This window comes from Pirellulimonas nuda, assembly GCF_007750855.1.
GTDB lineage: Bacteria > Planctomycetota > Planctomycetia > Pirellulales > Lacipirellulaceae > Pirellulimonas > Pirellulimonas nuda.
Genome location: NZ_CP036291.1, coordinates 100,872 through 121,061, shown reverse-complemented (window position 1 = coordinate 121,061; position 20,190 = coordinate 100,872). Strand labels below are relative to the sequence as shown.

Genomic DNA, 20,190 nt, shown 5'->3' with positions numbered 1-20,190 from the left:
GGCCGTCCCCGGCCCCGGCGCCGCGGAGATGAACGCCTGTTCCGCTGCGCCGGGGGCCCGCCTGCTTGGCTTTTCGGCCCGCCGGCTCCTCCGGCGCCCCCCTGCCCCGCCAACCGCGGTCCCCTTCTTTCCGCGCAGCCCGTACACTTAGGCCTCTGCACTCCCCATTTCCCCTGACGAACGGCGCCGATGGGCATTTACGACCGCGACTACGAACGCCCTGGCAACGATTGGCGTGGCGGCGGCGGCGAGCGCTGGCGGGGCGAGCCGGGCGGCGTGCAGCTCCGCTGGCCGCAGACCTGGGTCTACCGCCTGATCCTGATCAACATCGTCGCGTACATCGTGCAGTTGATCGGCGCGACGAGTTTCTCGCCCTACTTTTACCTGGAACCAGACTGGTACCGACGGCCTTGGCAGGCTTACCAACTGCTGACTTACGGCTTTATGCACGACACGGACGGGCCGGGCCACCTGTTCTGGAACATGTTCGGCCTGTGGATGTTCGGTCGAGACGTCGAGAACAAGTACGGCCGCCGCGAGTTTATCACCTTCTACCTGGCGGCGATCGTCTTCGGCGGGCTGATGTGGACCGCGGCCGGGGTCCCGAACGGCAGCGTCGGCGGCCCGGCCTTGGGCGCCTCGGGCGCCGTGGTGGCGGTGACGTTGCTCTACGCCCTGAACTGGCCCGAGCGGCAGATCCTGTTGTTCCTGGTGCTGCCGGTGCCGATGTGGCTGCTGGCCGCGGTGATGATCATTGGTGACCTCTCCGGCGCCTTTGGGATGGGAGGAACACAGGTCGCGTACATGATCCACCTGACCGGCGCGGCACTGGCTCTAGCGTACTATTTCGGTGGGCTCCGGCTAGGCGAGTACCTGCCCGGCTCGTTCAAGATGCCGAAGTTGAGCCGCGGGCCTAAACTGCGGGTGAGGACCATCGACGACCTCGACCAAGAAGACGCCGACGAGACGCGGGAGAACGCCATCCTCAAGAAGATCCACGACTCGGGCCAGGACAGCCTCACCCGCGCAGAGCGAAAGTTCCTCGAACAACGCAGCCGCAAGGCCCGCGAACGTCGGGGGGAGTTTTAGCCGCTGCGCAGCTTGGCGTTCAGCTTTTAGCCGCCGGCGACCAGCTAGAAAACGCTCACCTAGCTGATCGCTGACGGCTGAATGCTGATCGCTTATTTTGCAACTTGGAGATTGATATGGAGACCCGCACCATCGCCGTCACCGGCGCTTCGGGATTGATTGGCACGGCGTTGTGCAAGTCGCTACGGGACGACGGCTGCCGCGTGCTGGAGCTGGTGCGCCGCGAGGTTAAGGACCCGGAGCGCGAGGTCTACTGGAAGCCGAGCGCGGGGGAGATCGACGCGTCGCGGCTGGAAGGGGTCGATGGCGTGGTGCACCTGGCGGGGGTGAACATCGCGGACAAGCGGTGGACCCCCGAGTTCAAGCAGAAGATCGTCGACAGCCGGGTGCAGGGGACCGAGCTGCTGGCGGGCGCCATCGCGGCCCTGGCGGACAAGCCCCGCGTGCTGGTGCAGGCCTCGGCGATCGGCTACTACGGCGACCGCGGCGACGCGGTGATGACCGAAGAGTCGTCCGCGGGCGACGACTTCCTGGCCAAGACCTGCGTCCTGTGGGAGGCCTCCAGCAAGGCCGCCTGGGAAGCCGGCGTGCGGGTGGCGCAGCTCCGTATCGGCGTGGTGATGAGCCCCGAGGGGGGCGCCCTCAAGGAGCTGCTCCCGAAGTTCAACCTGGGCGGGGGCGCCACGCTGGGCGACGGCAAGCAGTGGATGAGCTGGGTCGCCCTGCCCGACGTAGTGGGCGCCCTGCGGTTCTGCCTCGACAACGAAGGGGTCCACGGCGCCGTCAACGGCGCCGCGCCCGGCGCGGTCACCAACCGCGAGTTCACCAAGACGCTGGCCGGCGTGCTGAGCCGTCCGGCGCTGCTGACGCTCCCCAAGTTCGCGGTGCGGGCGATGTTCGGCGAGATGGGCGACGCGCTGCTGCTCTCCAGCACCCGCGTAGCGCCCACGCGGCTCGAAGAAGCGGGCTACCGGTTCAAGCACCCAGAACTCGAGCCGGCCCTCCGCGCACTGCTGGAGAAGTGAACTGATGGAACCGGAAGCGTCAGCGCCCGGAGGACGCGACTCAAACGACCTCCGGGCGCTGACGCCTGCGGCTCTATGCTCTCGCCAGCGCCGCGGCGCGGTCTCTCAGTGACTGGTCGAACTGCTTATACGTAAACCAGAACGCGGGGCCGTTCATCAGGTGCCACAGGCCGTGGCCGGTGAGCCAGTGGTTGTCGGGGTCGCACATCACGTGGCTGTAGTCGAGCACCCAGAACGCGAAGGCGCCAGCCAGCCAGGCGAGCGCGGCGTAGGCGCTGCGGTAGTGCTTCACGGCGGGGTCGAAGATCTCGACGACGACCACCGCCAGCAGCACCACGGCAAACAGCGGGCTCTTGGCCCAGGTGAACGCCGCGGCCAGCGCCGTGAACCCGCCGGCGATCACGAACCCGCCAATGGCCGACGTGAGGCTCCCCGCCCAACGGTGGCGGTAAACCTGCGTCGCCGCGCAGGAGAGGATAAACGCGTACATGCCGGCCAGGTCGAGCACCTCGCCCACGTACGCGTTGCTGGCGTGGAACAGCGCGGAGCAGAGGGCGGTGACGACCGAGGCGACCCCGATCGCCCGCACCGGCGCCGGCCTGCCGCGCGAGACCCACAGGATGGCGATCCCCGCGATCAGCGGGCCGATGTTGCTCCAGGTGTCGGCCGGGTGCTTGGGGAAGCCGTCGAGGGTGCGCTCGCAGAAGCACATCTCGGCGGGGCGTAGGCTGTTGAGCCAGGGGAGGAAGTCTTGCATCGAACCCGGCTCTTGTTAACCACGGATGACACGGATAGCACAGATACGATAACTCAAAGCGGCGGGTAGGAAGCTTTATCAGTGCTATCCGTTTGATCCGTGGTTAGCCTTCGGGGTCGTCGAGCAGGCGTTGCAGCCGATCAGCGAGCTCGCCGGCGAAGCGCTTCGGCCAAGCGGAGTCGATCAGGCCGACGTCGAGCAAATCGCGGAGATGGGTGCGGTCCCTGTCCCGATATGCCGTGAGCTCTCCACGGCGCTAGCCATGCGGTCGAGGGAGACGGGGGAGGTTGGGGGTGCGCATAACGCGCCGCATCTTTAGGAAGCCACCCGGTGGTCCACGACCGTAATTCGCGTAATCGCGTCGAATGTGCTGAAGGTGATCAAGTCTGCAAGGACAACGCTGAACCGTGGTGAGCCCACCACGCCGTTCTTCATAGGGATAAATGCGATGTTCTCTGGATGCTCAACAACAAAGCTTTCGCCGTTCTCGAGCATGATCTCGAACGGAACAAACGGAACCCGATGGACGAGCTTCGTAACATGCTCTTTGTTGTACTGAACCCGATCGTTCATGTTCATTCCCATTGCCCATCAACTAGCTTTGTGATTCTACTGCGGCCGGCGCGAAGGCCGCCCCCTCAACTTCATTGTACTTCCCCTCCGCCTCCTTCAAGCACGCGCGGATCTGCCGCACCGCTTGCCGCAGGCGCGCCTCGTTCTCTACCAGGCTCATCCGCAGGAAGCCCTCGCCGGCGGGGCCGAAGCCGCTGCCGGGGCTGACCGCGACGTTCCCCTCTTCCAGCAGCATCATCGCGAAGTCCATCGTGCTCATCCGGCTGCGCCACGGCTCGGGGATCGGCTGCCAGACGAACATGCCCGCCTTGGGCCGCGCGTCTTGCCACCCGAGCCGCGACAGGCCGTCGCACAACGCGTCGCGCCGGCTCTGGTAGATGAGGCTCTGCTGCTCGACGGCGGCGTCGGTGTGCCGCAGCGCCATGATCGCGGCGATCTGGATCGCCTGGAACATGCCGTAGTCGTAGTAGCCCTTGATGGTGGCCAGCGCCTGGATCATCTCGCGGTTGCCGCAGCAGAAGCCCACCCGCCAGCCGGCCATGTTGTAGCCCTTGCTCATGGTGGTGAACTCGACGCCGACGTCGATCGCCCCTTCGGACGCCAAGAAGCTCGGCGGCTTGTAGCCGTCGAACGCCACGTCGGCGTAGGCGAAGTCGCTGATCACCATCAGGTTGTAGCGCTTGGCCAGCTTCACTACCTCGTCGTAGAACGCCTGCTCGACCACCACGGCCGAGGGGTTGTGCGGGTAGCACAGGATCAGCAGCTTGGGCTTGGGGTAGAGCGTCTCGCAGGTGTAGGCGATGTCCGAGAGGAACTTGTCGCTGTTGGAAACGTCGAGCGAGATGGCGTTCGCCCCGGCCAGGGCCACGGCGTACACGTGCACAGGGAAATAGGGCGCCGGCACCACGGCGGTGTCGCCCGGGCCCATCAGCGCCAGGCACATGTGGCTGAAGCCCTCCTTGCTGCCGAGGCAGACGATCGCCTCGCTCTCCGGGTCGATCCGCACGCCGTACTTCTTGAAGTACTTGGCGCCCACCTCGCGGCGTAGGCTGGCGATGCCGTTCGACTTGCTGTAGCGGTGGTTCCGCGGGTCCTGGGCCGCCTCGGTCAGCTTCTCGATCACCAGGTCTTGCGGCGGGTCGGTGGGGTTGCCCATCCCCAGCTCGATCACGTCGTCGCCGGCGGTGCGCTTTTCGTAGATCCGCTTATTGATCTTGCCAAACAGGTAGGGCGGCAGCCGCTTAACCCGCTGGGCGGTATCGACTTGGAACGCAGGGTCGTTGGTCATGCGACGCAGGGCGAGGTGAGAGATGGGGATCGATAGCGACATTCTATGGCCAGGAGGGGGCAGAAACCATTGCGGTTCGGGGTAGCCGGCCGGGCTGGTGGCGTCAGCCGCCGGAGCTGGCCCCGCAGGAAGCTCCCGGGGTCGATTGGGCGGGATTTCCTGCGGAAACCTCCGGCGGCCTGCGCCGGCGGCTCGCCACCGGACCGTTGTTGCCCCCCCAACCCGCCAGTAGAATCTCCCGCATAGGCGAAAACCGCAAACCACTTATTAGATTCCGGAGAATTGAGAGAAATGGCTATCAAAGTCGCCATCAACGGGTTTGGCCGCATCGGCCGGCTGACCTTCCGCAACCTGCTGGAGCGGGGCAGCGAATTCGAGGTGGTCGCCATCAACGACCTCACCGACAACAAGATGCTGGCCACGCTGCTCAAGTTCGACAGCACCCACGGCCGGTTCCCCGGCACGGTCGATCACGACGCCGAGAACCTGATCGTCAACGGCAAGAAGATCAAGGCGCTCGCCCTCCGCAACCCGGCCGAGTGCCCGTGGGGCGACTTGGGCGTGGACGTGGTGGTCGAGTCGACCGGCGTGTTCTCGGCCCGCAAGACGGACGCCAAGCCGGGCTACGACTCGCACCTCGACGCCGGCGCCAAGCGGGTGGTCCTTTCCGCCCCGGCCAAGGACGGCGCCGACCTCACCTGCGTGCTGGGGGTGAACGACGACAAGCTGACCGCCGACCTGAAGTGCATCTCGAACGCTAGCTGCACCACCAACTGCCTGGCGCCCGTGGCCAAGGTGCTGCAGGAGAAGTTCGGCATCGAGAAGGGCTTGATGACCACCTGTCACGCCTACACGAACGACCAGAACGTGCAGGACCTGCCGCACGCCGACCCGTACCGGGCCCGCGCCGCGGCCGTGAACATCATCCCCACCAGCACCGGCGCCGCCTCGGCCGTTGGCCTGGTGATCCCCGAGCTCAAGGGGAAGCTGACCGGCATCGCCCTGCGCGTGCCCGTGGTCACCGGCAGCGTGGTCGACCTGACGGTGATCCTCAAGAAGGACGTCACCGCCGAGGAAGTAAACGCCGCGATGAAGGCCGCCGCCGAGGGCCCGCTGAAGGGGATCCTCTGCTACGCGACCGACCCGCTGGTCTCGACCGACATCATCGGCGACCCCCACAGTTCCATCTTTGCGGCCGACTGGACCCAAGTGGTCGGCGGCAACATGGTGAAGGTGGTCTCGTGGTACGACAACGAGTGGGGCTACAGCGTGCGGACCGCGGACCTGATCTCCCGCATCGGCAAGCTGTAAAGAAGCAGTCAGCTTTCAGCTCTCAGCGGTCAGCTCCGCAGACAGCCAATAGCTGCCGACCTACGGTCGGCGCGTCTGAGAAACCCGACCGTTAAACACAAAAGCGTCCCCAGCGAAGTTCGCTGGGGACGCTTTTTTCTTTCTGCGAGGTATCCGCGACGCACTCCGCAGGCAAACGCCGGCGGCTCGCCTGAGGTTAGCCGACGGCCTTGAGCCAGGCGTCGGCCATCACCTGGGCGCCGGCCGGCGTGGGGTGGACGCCATCATGGGCCCAACGCTGCGGGGGCTTCGATTCGCACGCCTTGTCGAGCGCCTCCTGGAACGGAACCCAGGCGTCGGCGTACTCGTCCGCTAGCGCCTTGGCGGCGTTGCGGTACTGGGGGAAGTCCGGGAACCACCGGTCGTCGACCGCGCCTACTTTCAGCACGAACGGCTCGCACAGCACCAACTTCGTGCCGGGGAGCTCGCGCTTGGTCCGCTCCAGCAGCGCCCGGTAATCGGTGCGGTAGGTCTCGATCGTGCCGTCGTACTTGCCGTTCAGCTTGTGCCAGAAGTCGTTCACGCCGATCAGGATGCTGATCAGGTCTGGCTTGAGCTGTTGGCAGTAGCCGTCCCACCGCTCGGCGATCTGAAACACTTTGTTGCCCGACACGCCGCGGTTGTAGCACTTGAGGTCCCAACCGGGGTGCTCTGCGTGCAGCCCCTTGGCGGCCAACGAGGCGTACCCGCGCCCCATGCCATCGGGGTCGTTGGGGGCGTCGCTCTTCTTATTCCGCCCGGCGTCGGTGATCGAGTCCCCTTCGAACAAGACCACCGCGCCCGGCGCCAGGAGCGACTTGGTCTGGTCGCCCTCGGCGGGCTTTGCAAAGCAGGCGCCGGTAGCCACCGCGCCGCTAACAAGGGCAGCGTCTCTAAGAAACTCGCGTCGTGTATTCATACCAACCAACCTAGTCAGACAAGGGACCCGAATAGCCGACGGGCTCCGCCCCGTCGGGGTGACTCGATCGTGCGTCGATTCTAATGCATCGACGGGGCGGGGCCCGTCGGCTAGTAGCTTTCGTGAAGTTCACACCACCTGCTGGGGCAGGTTCAGCCCCGGCGCGGCCAGCTCAGTATAGCCCATCAGGTAGTGGTCGATGGCGGCCGCGGCGCCGCGGCCCTCGTTGATCGCCCACACCACTAGGCTCTGGCCGCGGCGGCAGTCGCCCGCGGCGAAGACCCCCTCGACGTTCGTGGCGAAGTGGCCGTGCTCGGCCTTGAAGGTGGTCCAGCCGCGGCGCGGCTCGGCGGTCTCCAGGCCCAGCATCTCGCCCACCTCGAGCTCCGGCCCGACAAAGCCGGTCGCCAGCAGCACCAGGTCGGCGGGCCAGACGGTCTCGCTCCCCTCGAGCTCCGTGAACGGGGCGCCCCCGGGGGTCGGCCGGGTCCAGTCCAGGCGGACCGTCTTGACGCCGGTCACCCGCCCGTCCTTGCCGACGAACTCCTTGGTGAGCACCTCGTACGAGCGCGGGTCGTGCCCCGTCTTGGCCTCGACCTCGGCGTGGGAGTAGTCAACCCGGAACACCCGCGGCCACTCGGGCCAGGGGTTGTTGGCGGCCCGCTCGGCGGGGGGTTTGGCCATCACCTCAAAGTTGACGATGCTCTTGGCGCCGTGGCGCAGCGAGGTGCCGATGCAGTCGGCGCCGGTGTCGCCGCCGCCGATGACGATCACGTTCAGCCCCTTGGCCGAGAGCGCGTGCCCGTCTTCCAGGCCGGAGTCGAGCAGGCTCTTGGTGTTGCGGGTGAGGAAGTCCATCGCCAGGTGGATCCCCCCCAGGTCGCGGCCCGTGCAGCGGGCGGTGGGGTCGAAGCTCTTGGTGGCGCCCGTGGCCAGCAGCACCGCATCGTACTCGTCTACCAGGTGCTGGGGGTCGACGAACTTCATCTTCAGGCCGCGCTCTTGCATGATCTGCGTCATGTGCCCCGCGGGGAAGTCTTCCTGCTTGCCGACGTGGACGCCGGTGACGAACGTCACCCCCTCGCCCCGCAGCAGGTTTACGCGCCGCTCGACCACGTGCTTGTCCAGCTTCATGTTGGGGATGCCGTACATGCACAGGCCGCCGATGCGGTCGGCCCGCTCGTACACGGTCACGCGGTGCCCGGCGCGGTTGAGCTGGGCCGCGGCGGCCAGGCCGGCCGGGCCGGAGCCGACGATCGCCACGCGGCGGTCGGTGCGGACCTCGGGGGGTTGGGGGACGACCCATCCCTCCTCGAAACCCTTGTCGATGATCGCGTTCTCGATGTTCTTGATCGTCACCGGCGGGTTGGTGATCCCCAGCACGCAGGCGCCCTCGCACGGCGCGGGGCAGGCCCGGCCGGTGAACTCCGGGAAGTTGTTCGTCTTGTGCAACCGGTCGAGCGCGTCCTTCCAGCGCCCCTGATAGACCAGGTCGTTCCACTCCGGGATCAGGTTGTCCACCGGGCAGCCCGAGTTGCTCTGACAGAACGGCACGCCGCAGTCCATGCAGCGGGCGCCCTGGGTCTTGAGCTGCTCGTCGGGCGCCGGGGTGTAGATCTCCAAGTAGTCGTTGGCGCGCTCAACCGGGCTGCGGTAGGGAACGGCCTGGCGGTCGAATTCTTTGAAGCCGGTGGGTTTGCCCATCAGGAGACCGCTGGGTTAGGAGTTTCTCTGGGACCTCAGATCTCTCGCAGAGGCGCGGAGACGCAGAGGTCGGGAGAGGGGCTATTCTTGGTGGTTATTAACGATCCGAATGATGCCTTGTTTCATCAACTCGACGTTGAAATTGAGGAGCAGGCCGACCGGTTTGCGGGTGAGGCGGAGGTACGTGAGCAGTTGCTTTTTGTGGACGTTGTTGATCTCTTCGACGGACTTGATCTCGACAATCACGATGTCGTTGACAAGTAGATCGAGGCGGTATCCTTGGTCAAATTGTCGTCCACGAAACACGATCGGCACCCCAATCTGACTCTGGACATCAAGGCCGCGTCTCCTTAACTCATCTGCCAAGACAATCTCGTAGACCGACTCTAACAACCCCGGTCCAACCTCCCGATGAATCGCAATCGCCGCATCCACAATCGACGCAGTAATCTCATTAACCTCCACCCTCTCCCTCCTTCTCTTTCTCTCTCATCCCTCTGCGCCTCCGCGCCTCTGCGAGAGGTTTTTTAGACCTTCGCCATCTCCTGGGCCCGTTGTTCTTCCAGCACGCGTTTGTAATCCACCGGCATCACCTTCTGGAACTCGCCGAGGGCTTCTTCCCACCGCTGCAGCAGGCTCTTGGCGACCGGGGAGTCGGTGTAGTTGGCGTGCCGCTCGACCATGCCCCGTAGTTCGGCGGCGTCTTGCGGGTCTTCTACTTTCTCTAGCAGCACCATGCCGAGGTTGCAGTTGACCAGCAACTGACCCTTGGGGTCCCACACGTAGGCAATGCCGCCGCTCATGCCGGCGGCCAGGTTCCGACCGGTGGGGCCTAGGATCACCGCGCGGCCGCCGGTCATGTACTCCAGGCCGTGGTCGCCCACTCCCTCAACCACCGCGTGGGCGCCCGAGTTACGCACGCAGAACCGTTCGGCCGCGCGGCCGCGGAAGTAGGCCTCGCCGCGCGTGGCGCCGTACAGGCAGACGTTGCCCACCAGGATCTGGTCTTCTGCCTTAAAGGTCGAAGCCTTCGGCGGATAGACGATCACCCGGCCGCCGGACAGGCCCTTGCCGACGTAGTCGTTGGAGTCTCCCTCCAGCTCCAGGGTCACCCCGTGCGCCAAGAAGGCGCCGAAGCTCTGCCCGGCGTGGCCGTCGAACTTGAAGTGCAGCGTGCCGTCGGGCAGCCCCTGCTCGCCCCACTTCTTGGCGATCTCGTTCGAGACGATCGTGCCGACCGTGCGGTTGGTGTTGACGATCTTCACCTGCTCGCGGACCTTCTTGGCGTCCTCGATCGCGGGCTTGGCCAGGTCGAGCAGCACGGTCAGGTCGAGCGACTGCTCGAGGGCGTGGTCCTGCCCCTGCGTGCAGTAGCTGCTGGACTCGGCGTACTTGGTGCTGGCCGCGGTGAGCAGGCCCGTCAGGTCGAGCCCGTCCGACTTCCAGTGGCGGATCGCGGCCGACGCGTCGAGCACGTCGACACGGCCCACCATGTCGGTCAGCTTGCGGAAGCCCAGCTCCGCCATGATGGTGCGCGCCTCCTCGGCCACCATGAACAGGTAGTTGGTCACGTGCTCCGGCTTGCCCGCGAACTTCTTGCGCAGCTCGGGGTCCTGCGTGGCGATGCCGACCGGGCAGGTGTTCAGGTGGCACTTGCGCATCATGATGCAGCCGAGGGTGATCAGCGGCGCGGTGGCGAAGCCGAACTCCTCGGCGCCCAGCATGGCCGCGATCACCACGTCGCGGCCCGTCTTCAGGCCGCCGTCGGTCTGCAGCACCACGCGGCTCCGCAGGTCGTTCATCACCAGCGTCTGGTGCGCCTCGGCGATGCCCAGCTCCCACGGCAGCCCGGCGTGCTTGATGCTGGTCAGGGGCGAGGCGCCGGTGCCGCCGCCGTCGCCGGCGATGACGATGTGGTCCGCGAACCCCTTGGTCACGCCCGCGGCGATCGTGCCGACGCCGACCTCGCTGACCAGCTTCACGCTCACCCGCGCGGCGCGGTTGGCGTTCTTGAGGTCGTGGATTAGTTGCTTGAGGTCCTCGATGCTGTAGATGTCATGGTGCGGCGGCGGGCTGATCAGCCCCACGCCCGGCGTGCTGTAGCGGATGCCGGCGATGTACGCGTCTACCTTGCGGCCGGGGAGCTCGCCCCCCTCGCCCGGCTTGGCGCCCTGGGCGATCTTGATCTGCAGCTCGTCTGCGCTCGACAGGTAGCTGATGGTCACGCCGAACCGCCCGGAAGCGACCTGCTTGATCGCCGAGCGACGCGAGTCGCCGTTCGGCTCGGGGGTCCAACGCGCCGGGTCTTCGCCCCCCTCGCCCGTGTTGCTCTTGCCGCCGACGCGGTTCATCGCGATCGCGAGCGACTCGTGCGCTTCGGCCGAGATGGAGCCCAGCGACATCGCCCCGGTGCAGAACCGCTTGACGATCTCGCTGGCGGGCTCGACCTCTTCGATCGGGATCGGCTTCCTGGCCTCCGGCTTGAACTCCAGCAGCCCACGCAACTGGCAGCGTGTCTTCGAGTCGGAGTTGATGGTGCGGCTGAACCGGTCGTACGCCTCGCGGCTGTCGGTGCGCGCGGCGACCTGGATGTTGGCGATCGCCTCGGGGGACCACATGTGGCGTTCCCCTTCGGCGCGCCAGTGGAACTCGCCCGGGTTGGGCAGCGACTTGAAACGCCGCCCCCGCTCGGCCGGGTAGCCCAGCGCGTGGCGCCGCAGCGCCTCCTCGGCCAGCACGTCGAAACCAACCCCCTGCACCCGGCTGGCGGTGCCGGCGAAGCAGCGGTCGATCACCTCGTCGCGCAGGCCCAGCGCCTCGAAGATCTGCGCCCCCTTGTAGCTCTGCAGCGTGCTGATGCCCATCTTGGCCATCACCTTGAGCATCCCCTTGCCGACCCCCTTGCGGTACTTGGCCACCAGCGCCAGGTCGGCCAGCTTCTCGGGGTCTTCTACCTGCCCGTCGCCGCCGCCGGCCACGGGGACCCGGCTCATCCCCTCGCCCGACTCGTCGGCCGCCACCGCGGGCTCGCCGCCCTCCAGCAGGCCGTCGCGGCGGGCCTGCCACAGGGACTCGAACGCCAGGTAGGGGTTGATGGCGTCGGCGCCGTAGCCCACCAGCAGGCAGTGGTGGTGCACCTCGCGGGCCTCGCCCGTCTCGACGATGATCCCCAGTCGGGTCCGCTTGCTGCCGCGCACCAGGTGGTGGTGCACGGCGCCGGTCGCCAGCAGCGCGCTCAGCGGCACGCGGTCGGGGGCGGTGTCGCGGTCGGAGAGCACCACCATGGAGTAGCCCTCTTCGATGGCCGTCTCGGCCTCGGAGCAGACCCGTTCCAGCGCCCAGATCATGCCGTTCTTGCCCTCGGAGCGCGGCCAGGTGATGTCGATCGTCCGCGACCGCCAGCCGCGGTGGTCCATCGTCTTGATGCGGTCGAGCTGCTCGTTGGTGAGGATCGGGTGGGGGAGCCTCATCCGGTGCGCGTGCTCGGCCGTGGTCTCCAGCAGGTTCTGCTCGGGGCCGACGAAGCACTCCAGGCTCATGATCACTTCTTCGCGGATCGAGTCGACCGGCGGGTTGGTGACCTGGGCGAACAACTGCTTGAAGTAGTCGTACAGCATCCGCGGCTTGTCGCTCAGCACGGCCAAGCAGCTATCGTTGCCCATCGAGCCGATGGGGTCCTTCTCCGCCTTGATGAGCGGCAGCAGCATGAACGCCATCGTCTCGGCGGTGTAGCCGAACGACTGCATCCGCTCGAGCAGCGTGTCCGCGTCGAACCGGTGCGGGGCGTCCTCCGGGTGCAGGTCTTCTAGCTCGATGCGTTGCTCCTTGAGCCACTCGCCGTAGGGGCGGCGCGAGGCGAAGTCCGACTTGAGCACGTCGTCGGCGATCAGCTCGCCCCGCTCGAAGTCGACCAGGAACATCCGCCCCGGCTGGAGCCGGCCCTTGGCCTTGATCTGCTCGGGGGGGACGTCCACCACCCCCACCTCGCTGGCCATGATCACGCGGTCGTCGGTGGTGAGGTAGTAACGCGACGGGCGCAGCCCGTTGCGGTCCAGCACGGCGCCGATCTTCCGCCCGTCCGTGAACACGATCGAGGCGGGCCCGTCCCACGGCTCCATCAGCGCGGAGTGGTACTCGTAGAAGGCCCGCTTGCCCACGTACATCGTCTCGTGGTTCTGCCACGCCTCGGGGACCATCATCATCACGGCCTCGGGCAGGCTGCGGCCGCTCTGCACCAGGAACTCCAGCACGTTGTCGAAGGTTCCCGAGTCGCTGCAGTCGGGCTCGACCACCGGGAAGAGCTTCGCCAGCTCGTCGCCGAAGACCTCGCTGCGCATGGCGCCCTGGCGGGCGAACATCCAGTTCTTGTTGCCGCGCAGCGTGTTGATCTCGCCGTTGTGGCTCATGAGCCGGCAGGGCTGCGCGCGGTCCCAGGACGGGAAGGTGTTGGTGGCGAACCGCGAGTGCACCATCGCAAGGTGGCTCTCGTACGACGCGTCTTGCAGGTCCGGGTAGTAGATAAAGAGCTGATCGGTGGTGAGCATCCCCTTGTAGATGATCACCTTGGTCGACAGCGAGCAGATGTAGAACAGCTTGCGCTGCGTGAGCGTGGCGTCGGCGCGCAGCAGGTTGCTGGCCCGCTTGCGGATCACGTAGAGCTGGCGCTCGAACTCCTTGCCGCGCACGCCGTCCGCGGCGGCGATCACCAGTTGCTCGATCACCGGCTCGCCCGCGGCGGCGGTGGGGCCGAAGTCCGCCTCTTTGCTGCGCACCGGGGTCGGCCGCCACCCCAGCAGGGTCTGCCCCTGCTCGGCGACGATCCGTTCTACCTCTGCCCGGCACTTGGCCCGCTCCGCCTCGACCTGCGGGAAGAAGACGTTCCCCACGGCGTACTGCCCCGGCTCGGGGGGAACGACCCCCAGGTCGGCGCGGATCGCCTCGTGCATAAAGTGGAACGGCATCGCCGTCAGGATCCCGGAGCCGTCCGCCGTGTTCGACTCGCAGCCGCACGCGCCGCGGTGGTCCATGCGGCGCAGCAGCTCCTCGGAATCGACCACGATCTGGTGGCTGGGCTTGCCCTTGATGTGCGCAATAAAGCCCACGCCGCACGAGTCGTGCTCGAACGCCGGGTCGTAGAGACCGCGCTTCTCGGGGAGGTGGAACAGCTTGGTGCGGTCCGTCATGGCGGGCCTACGGTGGTGAGTTGTGATTGGTGAATCGTGAATTGCGTTTGGCGGATCGTGAATGGCGATTGGTGAGCGGCCGCGACGCACGACTCACGACTCATCATTCACTCCTCACTCAGGCGCGGACTCCGGCCGGCTCGCGAGCCGGGTCGTCCGCGACCCCGACCCGCATCGGCTAGTGTTTCAGGTCCGCGGCGGAGAAACGCCCCGACGCGGCTCGGTCGCAGTCCGCCAGCGGGTCTGCGGCGTGCGATTGGAGGAGTTGGATCAGCCGCCGCGCGGTGTCGCTGAGCGGCCTGTCACGGCGGTGGATGAACCCCAACGGACGCACCAACGCGCCGTCGGTCAGCGGCAGCTTGGTCAGGTCGCCGGTGGCCACCTCGCGGCCCACCGTCGGCTCGGGGAGCAACGCCACCCCGTCCCCTGCTTCCACGGCCCGCTTGATGGTCTCGATGTTGTCGAACTCCAACGCCACCCGCACCTGGGCGCCCGCCTCGTCTAATGCGTGGTCGATCTCTTCGCGGATCCGCAGCCCGCTCTGAAACGCCACCAACGACTTGCCGTCGAGCATCTCCAGCGAAATCGCGGGGAGCGCCGCGAGCGGGTGATCGGGCCGGCACACCAACACCATCGGCTCGTCACGCCAGGCGGTGGTGTCGATCATCCGCGTCGGTTCTGGGTAGCTCACCAGGCCGAGGTCTGCCTCGTCGCTCTCTACCGATTCGTACACGCGGTCGGGGTGCAGGTACTCCATCCGCACGTCGGCACGCGGGTTGGCTTCCAGGAACTCCCGCAGGTACTGGCTCATATGCGCCAGGCCGATGGAGTAGATCGAGGCCACCCGCAGCCGCGCGCTGACCGCTTCGTGAAGCGACGTGACCTCGCGCACCAGGTCTGCGTAGCGGCGGACGATCGCCCGGCAGCCGTCGTAGAAGTGCTCTCCCTCTGGCGTGAGCACGAACGGCCGCTTCGACCGATCGATCATCTGCACGCCAAGCCGCTCTTCCAGCTGGTGCACCACCTGGCTAGCGCTCGACTGAGATACGCCGTTCTCCTCCGCCGCCTTCGAGAAGCTGCGGAGTCGGACGGTGTCGCAGAAGATTTTCAGCGAGCGGAGGTGCATAGGAAGCAGACGGGCTTAAACGGCATTTGAGACAGTAAGAACCGGACATTCCTTGGGCGGCTAACGGCCCAACTTCGATGTTCAACCGGCCTAAACTCGGCGGGAAGATTATCTCGGCCAATACCGCGTCGGGTCAAGATTCGCTTTTGCGATAATAACCTAGCCAAACGCTGGCTCCGCTGTCAATGAAGAATGCGGCCCGCCGCACAGCGGCTCGCCAGGGCCGTGAGCGCGGCATTGGGTTTGCTTGTCTGACTGCCCGCACTCCCGCCCTAGTCCCGTACCAACGAGCCAGACCCATGCCCCTGAAAATCCCGATCATCCTTGGCAGCGTCCGCTCCGAACGGATCGGCATCCGCCCCGCCAGGTTCCTGATGCGGCTAGCCGAACAGCGGGGCCACGAGGCGCGGCTGGTTGACGCGATGGAAGAGTTCCGGCTGCCGCTGCTGGACAAGATGTACAAGGAGTACGATGCCGGCCAGGCGCCCGAACCGCTGGAAAAGCTGGCCGAGATCATCCGCAAGGCCGACGCGGTGATCGTGGTTTCGGCCGAGTACAACCACTCCATCCCCCCCGCCCTGTCGAACCTGCTCGACCACTTTCTCGAAGAGTGGTTCTTCCGCCCCTCGGCGATCGTGTGCTACTCGGCGGGCCCGTTCGGCGGCGTGCGGGCGGCGATGCAGCTACGGGCGATGCTGGCAGAGCTGGGGATGCCGAGCATCCCATCGCTGCTGCCGCTGCCAAAGGCGCAGTCGATGCTCGATGCAGGAGGTCGGCCCAACGGCCAAGAAACGGCCGACCGCTTAGCCCGGAGCGCGGGGAAGTTCTTCGACGAGCTGGAGTGGTACGCCGAGGCGCTGCGCACCGCGCGTCAGGCCGGAACCCCCTACTAGGCAGAGACCGCACGGCTCTACTCAGACCCGGTCGGCTCGGCGACGCCCCGGCCCACGTGCGCCGTCGCTAGGCAGCGCGCCAGGTGGTTCAGATCCAACGGCTTCGCCAAGTGGGCGTCGAAACCGGCCTCAAGGGCCGTCTCTACGTCCGACGCCTGCCCGTAACCGGTTAGCGCCACCAGCAGCGACGCGTGGTGGTCGTCGCGGCGCAAGCGTCGTGCGATCTCGTAACCGGGCATGTCGGGCAGGCCGATGTCGACCAGCGCCAGGTCGGGACGGTGTTCTTGGATCGCGTCGATTCCTTGGCTGGCGCTGTCCGCCTCCCAGACCTGGTGCCCGTCGAGTTCCAGCACCCGCCGCAGCATCCGCCGGTTCGCTTCTTGGTCTTCTACAATCACAATCCGTAGCGGCTGGGCAGCGATCGGCTTGTGCTGCTCCGCTCGGTCGGCGACCCCGTGGTGCACCGGCAGGGTCACCACAAAGCGCGTCCCCTCCCCGACCCCTTCGCTGTAAACGGCTACCGTCCCGGCGTGCTTGGCCACGAAGTCGCGCACCAGCGAGAGGCCGACTCCCAGCCCCCCTTCGGAGCGGGCGATGCCGGGCCGGGCCTGGAAGAAGAGGTCGAACACCTTGGACTGCAACTCCGGGCTGATGCCTTCGCCCTGGTCCTGGACCGTGATCACCGCACAGTCCCCGTGCATCTCAAGCAATAGATCCACCGGATCGCCCGGCGCCGAATGCCGGATGGCGTTCGTCAGCAGGTTGACCTGCACCTGCTGAAGCCGCGCCGCGTCCCCCAGCACAACAACAGGCTCCTCGGAGAGCTGAACCCGCAGCGGGCAGCCGCGCGACTCCGCCAGCGGCATAACGGCGGCGATGGCGTCTTCGGCGGTCCGTTTCAGGTCGATCGGGCGTTTCTGGATCAACACCTTGTTCTGGCGGATGCGAGAGACGTCCAGCAGGTCGTCCAGCAGGCGGGTCATCTGCGCCACCTGGGCGGTCAGCACCCCTTCGATCTCCTTGCGATCGTCTAGCTCGCCGGACCGCTCCAACACCTCAAGCCCGTTCTTGATGGCGCCCAGCGGGTTGCGCAGCTCGTGCGAGAGCATGGCCAAGAACTCGTCGCGACGGGCGACCTCTTCTTGCGCCCTGGCCTGGGCCCGTTTGAGGTCGGTAACGTCGCGCTCAATGGCCATGAAGCCGGTCATCTCACCCGAGTCGTCGAACATCGGGCGAGCCTCGATGGCTAGCCAATACGAGCGACCGTGCTTGGAGTAATTGACGATCTCGACATTAAAGCCCTTCTTCTCTTGGATGCGCTCCCGCATCACTCGGATCGTGTCTGTGCTGCTCTCGGGCCCCTGGAGCACCTCTCCGGGCTTCTTGCCCAGCACGTCTTGCAGATCGAATCCGGTGATCCGCGTGAAGCCTTCGTTCACCCACTCGGTGAGCCCCGCGGGGTCGGTGATCACCACCGCGTTGTCCGTGTGGCGGGCCACCAAGGCCAGCCTGGCCGCCTCGCGCTCCATCCGCTTGAGATTGGAGATATCGATCAGCGTCATCACGACGCCCGCCGGGGCGCCCTCGCCGCGGTAGGGGTGGAGTCGCAGCAGCAGCCACTTGCCGCTTTGATCGCGCACCTCGCGCTCGAGCGGTTGGCCGCTCTCCAGCACGCGGCCGAGGTCTTCGATCAGCCCCGCGTACCCGAGGTTGTTGGAGAACGCAGAGATCTTCCGGCCGACGTCGCGGCTGACCAAATCGAACCAGGCGGCCACCTTGCCCGTGTACTTCCGGATGGCGAGGTCGCGGTCGAGGAAGATCGTGCCGATCTCGGTGCTCTCCAGCAGGTTCTCCATGTCGTGCGTGAGCTCGGTCAGCTCCGCGATCTTGTTCTGGTACTCGCCGTTGACGGTGTAGAGCTCCTCATTGACCGAGTGCAGCTCCTCGTTCGTGCTCTGCAGCTCTTCGTTCGAGGCCACCAACTCTTCGTTGGTCGCCTGGAGCTCTTCGTTGCTGGTCTCCAGCTCTTCAACAGTGTTCTGCAGGTTCTCGCGTGCGTAGCGCAGCTCTACCTCGAGGTCGTCTACCCGCGCGCTGGAAAAGTCTGAGGCGGGCACGGCGTCGGCGGGGGCGCCTCGCTCGGCGGGAGCTTCTCGGCCCGCCAGCGTCACAAGCATCCAGGTCTGGCCCACGGTCGGGTCGTGCAGACGCTCCACGCGCACGCTCAGCTCTCTCTCGCCCTGGTCGGAGTCGAGCTTGACCGCCGTGGTGGCCACCGGCTCGGCGCCGCCGCGCACGCGTTGGATCGCCGCGCCCAGCACGGGCCGCAGGTCTTCCTGCACCATCTCCAGCAGGTCGAGCGAGAGGCGCCCCCCGCGCGGCTGAAGGTGCTGTTGCCCATCGCCGAACACGTGCAGCACGTTGCGGGCGTCGTCGATCAGGTAGGCGGCCGACGCGATCCGCGCCAGCAGCGCGTCGTAGGCCCGCAACAGGCTGCGGTGCGGCGGGGGGGGCGGAGGGGGCGGGACGAGCGTGCGTTGGGGCGCCGCCTCGCGCGGCGCCAGCGGCGTCAATCGCACCTCTGCCGGCAGCCGGACGTCACGCCGCTTGCGGAATACCTTCCAGCGGTTGTTGCACGACTCGAGTTCGTCCTTCAGGTCCCCCGGGCTCTCGCTCGGACCCAGCACCAAGATACCCCGCGGCCGCAGGCCGAAGTGGAACAGCGATAGCGCCTTCTTCTGCGCCAGCGGCTGCAGGTAGATCAGCAGGTTGCGGCAACTAATCAGGTCGAGCTTGGTAAACGGGGCGTCCTTGAACACGTTGTGCTTGGCGAAGACCACCATCTGCCGCAGCGCGGTCCGCACCTGGAACCGCCCCCCCGAAACCGGCTGGAAGTAGCGCTCGAGTCGTTCGGTGCTCACCTGGGTGAACGACTCGCTGGGGTAAACCCCCGCGGCGGCTACCTCAAGCGACGTGGGGTGGATGTCGGTGGCGAACAGCTTCACTTCCAGCGACTTGCCGGCGTCGCGCATCGCTTCTTCCACCAGGATCGCGATGGAGTAGGCTTCTTCCCCGGATGCGCAGCCCGCCACCCACACCCGCAGTTCCTCGCCGCTAGCCTTCCCCTGGATTAGCTCTGGGAAGACCTCTTCCTTGAGGTAGTCGAACGCGTCTCGGTCTCGGAAGAAACGCGTCACCCCGATCAGCAGGTCGCGGTACAGCGCGTTCAGCTCTTCGGGATCGCTCTCGACTTGGCGGACGTAGGCGTCGATCGAGCCGGAGTGCATCAGCGACACACGCCTCTCGACCCGTCGCACCACCGTGTTGGGTTTGTAGAAGGAGAAGTCGATGCCGTAGGCGTCGCGGATCAGCCGGAAGATCCGCTCCATCCCCCCGAGCCGCGGCGGAACAAACACCTGGTCGGCGAAGTCCTGCGGGCTGAGAGACTGGTTCACGTAGCTCACCAGCGCCTCGGGCATCGCATCGGGGGGGAGCGCCAGGTGGACGCAGCCGGTCTCCTGCGCGCTGCGCGGCATGCCGTCGAACTTGGCGGTTTCTTCCGTCTCTGCCAGCACCAGGCCGCCCGCCTCGTACACGTCGCGCACGCCCCGCGAGCCGTCGCTGCCGGTTCCGGAGAGGACCACCGCGATCGCCTGGCGGCGGTAGTCGCTGGCCAGGGAGCGGAAGAACTGGTCGATCGGCAGCGCGAGCGACTCGTTCGGGTCGAGGTCGCTCAAGTAGAGGTTCCCCCCCGAGACGATCATGTTCTTGCGTGGCGGGTTCAGGTAGATCGTGTTCGGCTCGACCGCCATGTCGTCTTCCGCCTTGCAGATGCGGATCTTGGTCTGGCGCGCCAGCAGCTCGTCCATCAGGCTGCGGAAGTCGGGCGAGAGGTGCTGCAGCACCACGAACGCCATCCCCGAATCCAGCGGCATGTCGCGGAAGAACTTTTCGAGCGACTCCAGCCCCCCGGCCGAGGCGCCGATCGCGACGACATGGAAACAGGCGGGGTCCGCGGGCTCGGGTTCGGTGCGGGGAGACGCAACGGCTGCGGCGGCGGCCAGATCGTCGCTTCGCGGCTGGGGAGTTGCTTGCATAGGGCTACGACTCTGCGGCGATCTCGATCGCTTCCGGCGAGCTGCGCTCACGGTTTCGAGGACCGATTTGAGTAAGCATAGACGGCTCCCCAAGACCGGCCAGATGGGTCCGTCAACCCCGCCCAGCAATCGTGGCGCCAGACGCAATCTCCCTCGCCCATCGGGGCGATTTTGCGTCGTCCGCAGGGGTGTTCTGGCAAAATTCTG

Annotated in this window: 13 protein-coding genes; 4 read left to right on the top strand and 9 right to left on the bottom strand. The window is 66.5% G+C overall.

Annotated features, from left to right (window positions below):
- Positions 1-189 precede the first annotated feature (189 nt).
- Together Pla175_RS00460 and Pla175_RS00455 are read left to right on the top strand one after the other, a co-directional pair.
- Positions 190-1,089, top strand: a complete 900-nt coding sequence (locus Pla175_RS00460; RefSeq protein WP_145280240.1) for a rhomboid family intramembrane serine protease — start codon at positions 190-192, stop codon at positions 1,087-1,089.
- Between the two features lie 116 nt (positions 1,090-1,205).
- The gene (locus tag Pla175_RS00455; RefSeq protein ID WP_145280238.1) at positions 1,206-2,114 is read left to right on the top strand and encodes a TIGR01777 family oxidoreductase; all 909 of its coding nucleotides are present in this window, start codon (positions 1,206-1,208) and stop codon (positions 2,112-2,114) included.
- Between the two features lie 73 nt (positions 2,115-2,187).
- Here the strand turns inward: Pla175_RS00455 and Pla175_RS00450 are convergent, their stop codons facing one another.
- From Pla175_RS00450 to Pla175_RS00440, 3 genes are all read right to left on the bottom strand, one after another.
- A complete protein-coding gene (locus Pla175_RS00450) occupies positions 2,188-2,871 on the bottom strand; it encodes a ceramidase (protein WP_145280236.1) in 684 nt (227 codons plus the stop codon).
- Positions 2,872-3,186: 315 nt separating this feature from the next.
- Positions 3,187-3,444, bottom strand: a complete 258-nt coding sequence (locus Pla175_RS00445; RefSeq protein ID WP_145280234.1) for a hypothetical protein — start codon at positions 3,442-3,444, stop codon at positions 3,187-3,189.
- A 22-nt stretch (positions 3,445-3,466) separates the two neighbouring features.
- Positions 3,467-4,774, bottom strand: a complete 1,308-nt coding sequence (locus Pla175_RS00440; protein WP_145280232.1) for an aminotransferase class I/II-fold pyridoxal phosphate-dependent enzyme — start codon at positions 4,772-4,774, stop codon at positions 3,467-3,469.
- A gap of 249 nt (positions 4,775-5,023) precedes the next feature.
- On the opposite strand from Pla175_RS00440, the gene gap reads away from it, so the two are divergent.
- A complete protein-coding gene (gap, locus tag Pla175_RS00435) occupies positions 5,024-6,043 on the top strand; it encodes a type I glyceraldehyde-3-phosphate dehydrogenase (RefSeq protein WP_145280230.1) in 1,020 nt (339 codons plus the stop codon).
- Between the two features lie 196 nt (positions 6,044-6,239).
- On the opposite strand, the gene Pla175_RS00430 is transcribed toward gap, so the two are convergent.
- The 5 genes from Pla175_RS00430 to Pla175_RS00410 form a co-directional block, all read right to left on the bottom strand.
- Positions 6,240-6,980 carry an SGNH/GDSL hydrolase family protein gene (locus Pla175_RS00430; RefSeq protein WP_145280228.1) on the bottom strand — a complete coding sequence of 247 codons (741 nt, stop codon included), beginning with the start codon at positions 6,978-6,980 and terminating at the stop codon, positions 6,240-6,242.
- Positions 6,981-7,109: 129 nt separating this feature from the next.
- Positions 7,110-8,684, bottom strand: a complete 1,575-nt coding sequence (locus tag Pla175_RS00425; protein ID WP_145280227.1) for a glutamate synthase subunit beta — start codon at positions 8,682-8,684, stop codon at positions 7,110-7,112.
- An 81-nt stretch (positions 8,685-8,765) separates the two neighbouring features.
- On the bottom strand, positions 8,766-9,149 hold the full coding sequence (locus Pla175_RS00420; RefSeq protein WP_145280225.1) for a GxxExxY protein: 384 nt from the start codon (positions 9,147-9,149) through the stop codon (positions 8,766-8,768).
- 62 nt (positions 9,150-9,211) lie between these two features.
- A complete protein-coding gene (locus Pla175_RS00415) occupies positions 9,212-13,867 on the bottom strand; it encodes a glutamate synthase-related protein (RefSeq protein WP_145280223.1) in 4,656 nt (1,551 codons plus the stop codon).
- 178 nt (positions 13,868-14,045) lie between these two features.
- Positions 14,046-14,993 carry a LysR family transcriptional regulator gene (locus tag Pla175_RS00410; protein ID WP_145280221.1) on the bottom strand — a complete coding sequence of 316 codons (948 nt, stop codon included), beginning with the start codon at positions 14,991-14,993 and terminating at the stop codon, positions 14,046-14,048.
- Positions 14,994-15,292: 299 nt separating this feature from the next.
- On the opposite strand from Pla175_RS00410, the gene Pla175_RS00405 reads away from it, so the two are divergent.
- On the top strand, positions 15,293-15,886 hold the full coding sequence (locus tag Pla175_RS00405) for an NADPH-dependent FMN reductase (RefSeq protein WP_145280219.1): 594 nt from the start codon (positions 15,293-15,295) through the stop codon (positions 15,884-15,886).
- A gap of 17 nt (positions 15,887-15,903) precedes the next feature.
- Here the strand turns inward: Pla175_RS00405 and Pla175_RS00400 are convergent, their stop codons facing one another.
- Complete coding sequence (locus Pla175_RS00400; protein ID WP_145280217.1) at positions 15,904-19,983, bottom strand: chemotaxis protein CheB; 4,080 nt, start codon at positions 19,981-19,983, stop codon at positions 15,904-15,906.
- Between the last annotated feature and the right edge of the window lie 207 nt (positions 19,984-20,190).

What these genes read in the sequence shown, in the direction of transcription:
- Pla175_RS00415 (WP_145280223.1), bottom strand. Translation starts at nt 13,867, where the DNA reads ATGACGGACCGCACCAAGCTGTTCCACCTCCCCGAGAAGCGCGGTCTC.
- Pla175_RS00410 (WP_145280221.1), bottom strand. Translation starts at nt 14,993, where the DNA reads ATGCACCTCCGCTCGCTGAAAATCTTCTGCGACACCGTCCGACTCCGC.
- Pla175_RS00400 (WP_145280217.1), bottom strand. Translation starts at nt 19,983, where the DNA reads ATGCAAGCAACTCCCCAGCCGCGAAGCGACGATCTGGCCGCCGCCGCA.
- Pla175_RS00440 (WP_145280232.1), bottom strand. Translation starts at nt 4,774, where the DNA reads ATGTCGCTATCGATCCCCATCTCTCACCTCGCCCTGCGTCGCATGACC.
- Pla175_RS00460 (WP_145280240.1), top strand. Translation starts at nt 190, where the DNA reads ATGGGCATTTACGACCGCGACTACGAACGCCCTGGCAACGATTGGCGT.
- gap (WP_145280230.1), top strand. Translation starts at nt 5,024, where the DNA reads ATGGCTATCAAAGTCGCCATCAACGGGTTTGGCCGCATCGGCCGGCTG.
- Pla175_RS00430 (WP_145280228.1), bottom strand. Translation starts at nt 6,980, where the DNA reads ATGAATACACGACGCGAGTTTCTTAGAGACGCTGCCCTTGTTAGCGGC.
- Pla175_RS00405 (WP_145280219.1), top strand. Translation starts at nt 15,293, where the DNA reads ATGCCCCTGAAAATCCCGATCATCCTTGGCAGCGTCCGCTCCGAACGG.
- Pla175_RS00445 (WP_145280234.1), bottom strand. Translation starts at nt 3,444, where the DNA reads ATGAACGATCGGGTTCAGTACAACAAAGAGCATGTTACGAAGCTCGTC.
- Pla175_RS00455 (WP_145280238.1), top strand. Translation starts at nt 1,206, where the DNA reads ATGGAGACCCGCACCATCGCCGTCACCGGCGCTTCGGGATTGATTGGC.
- Pla175_RS00450 (WP_145280236.1), bottom strand. Translation starts at nt 2,871, where the DNA reads ATGCAAGACTTCCTCCCCTGGCTCAACAGCCTACGCCCCGCCGAGATG.
- Pla175_RS00425 (WP_145280227.1), bottom strand. Translation starts at nt 8,684, where the DNA reads ATGGGCAAACCCACCGGCTTCAAAGAATTCGACCGCCAGGCCGTTCCC.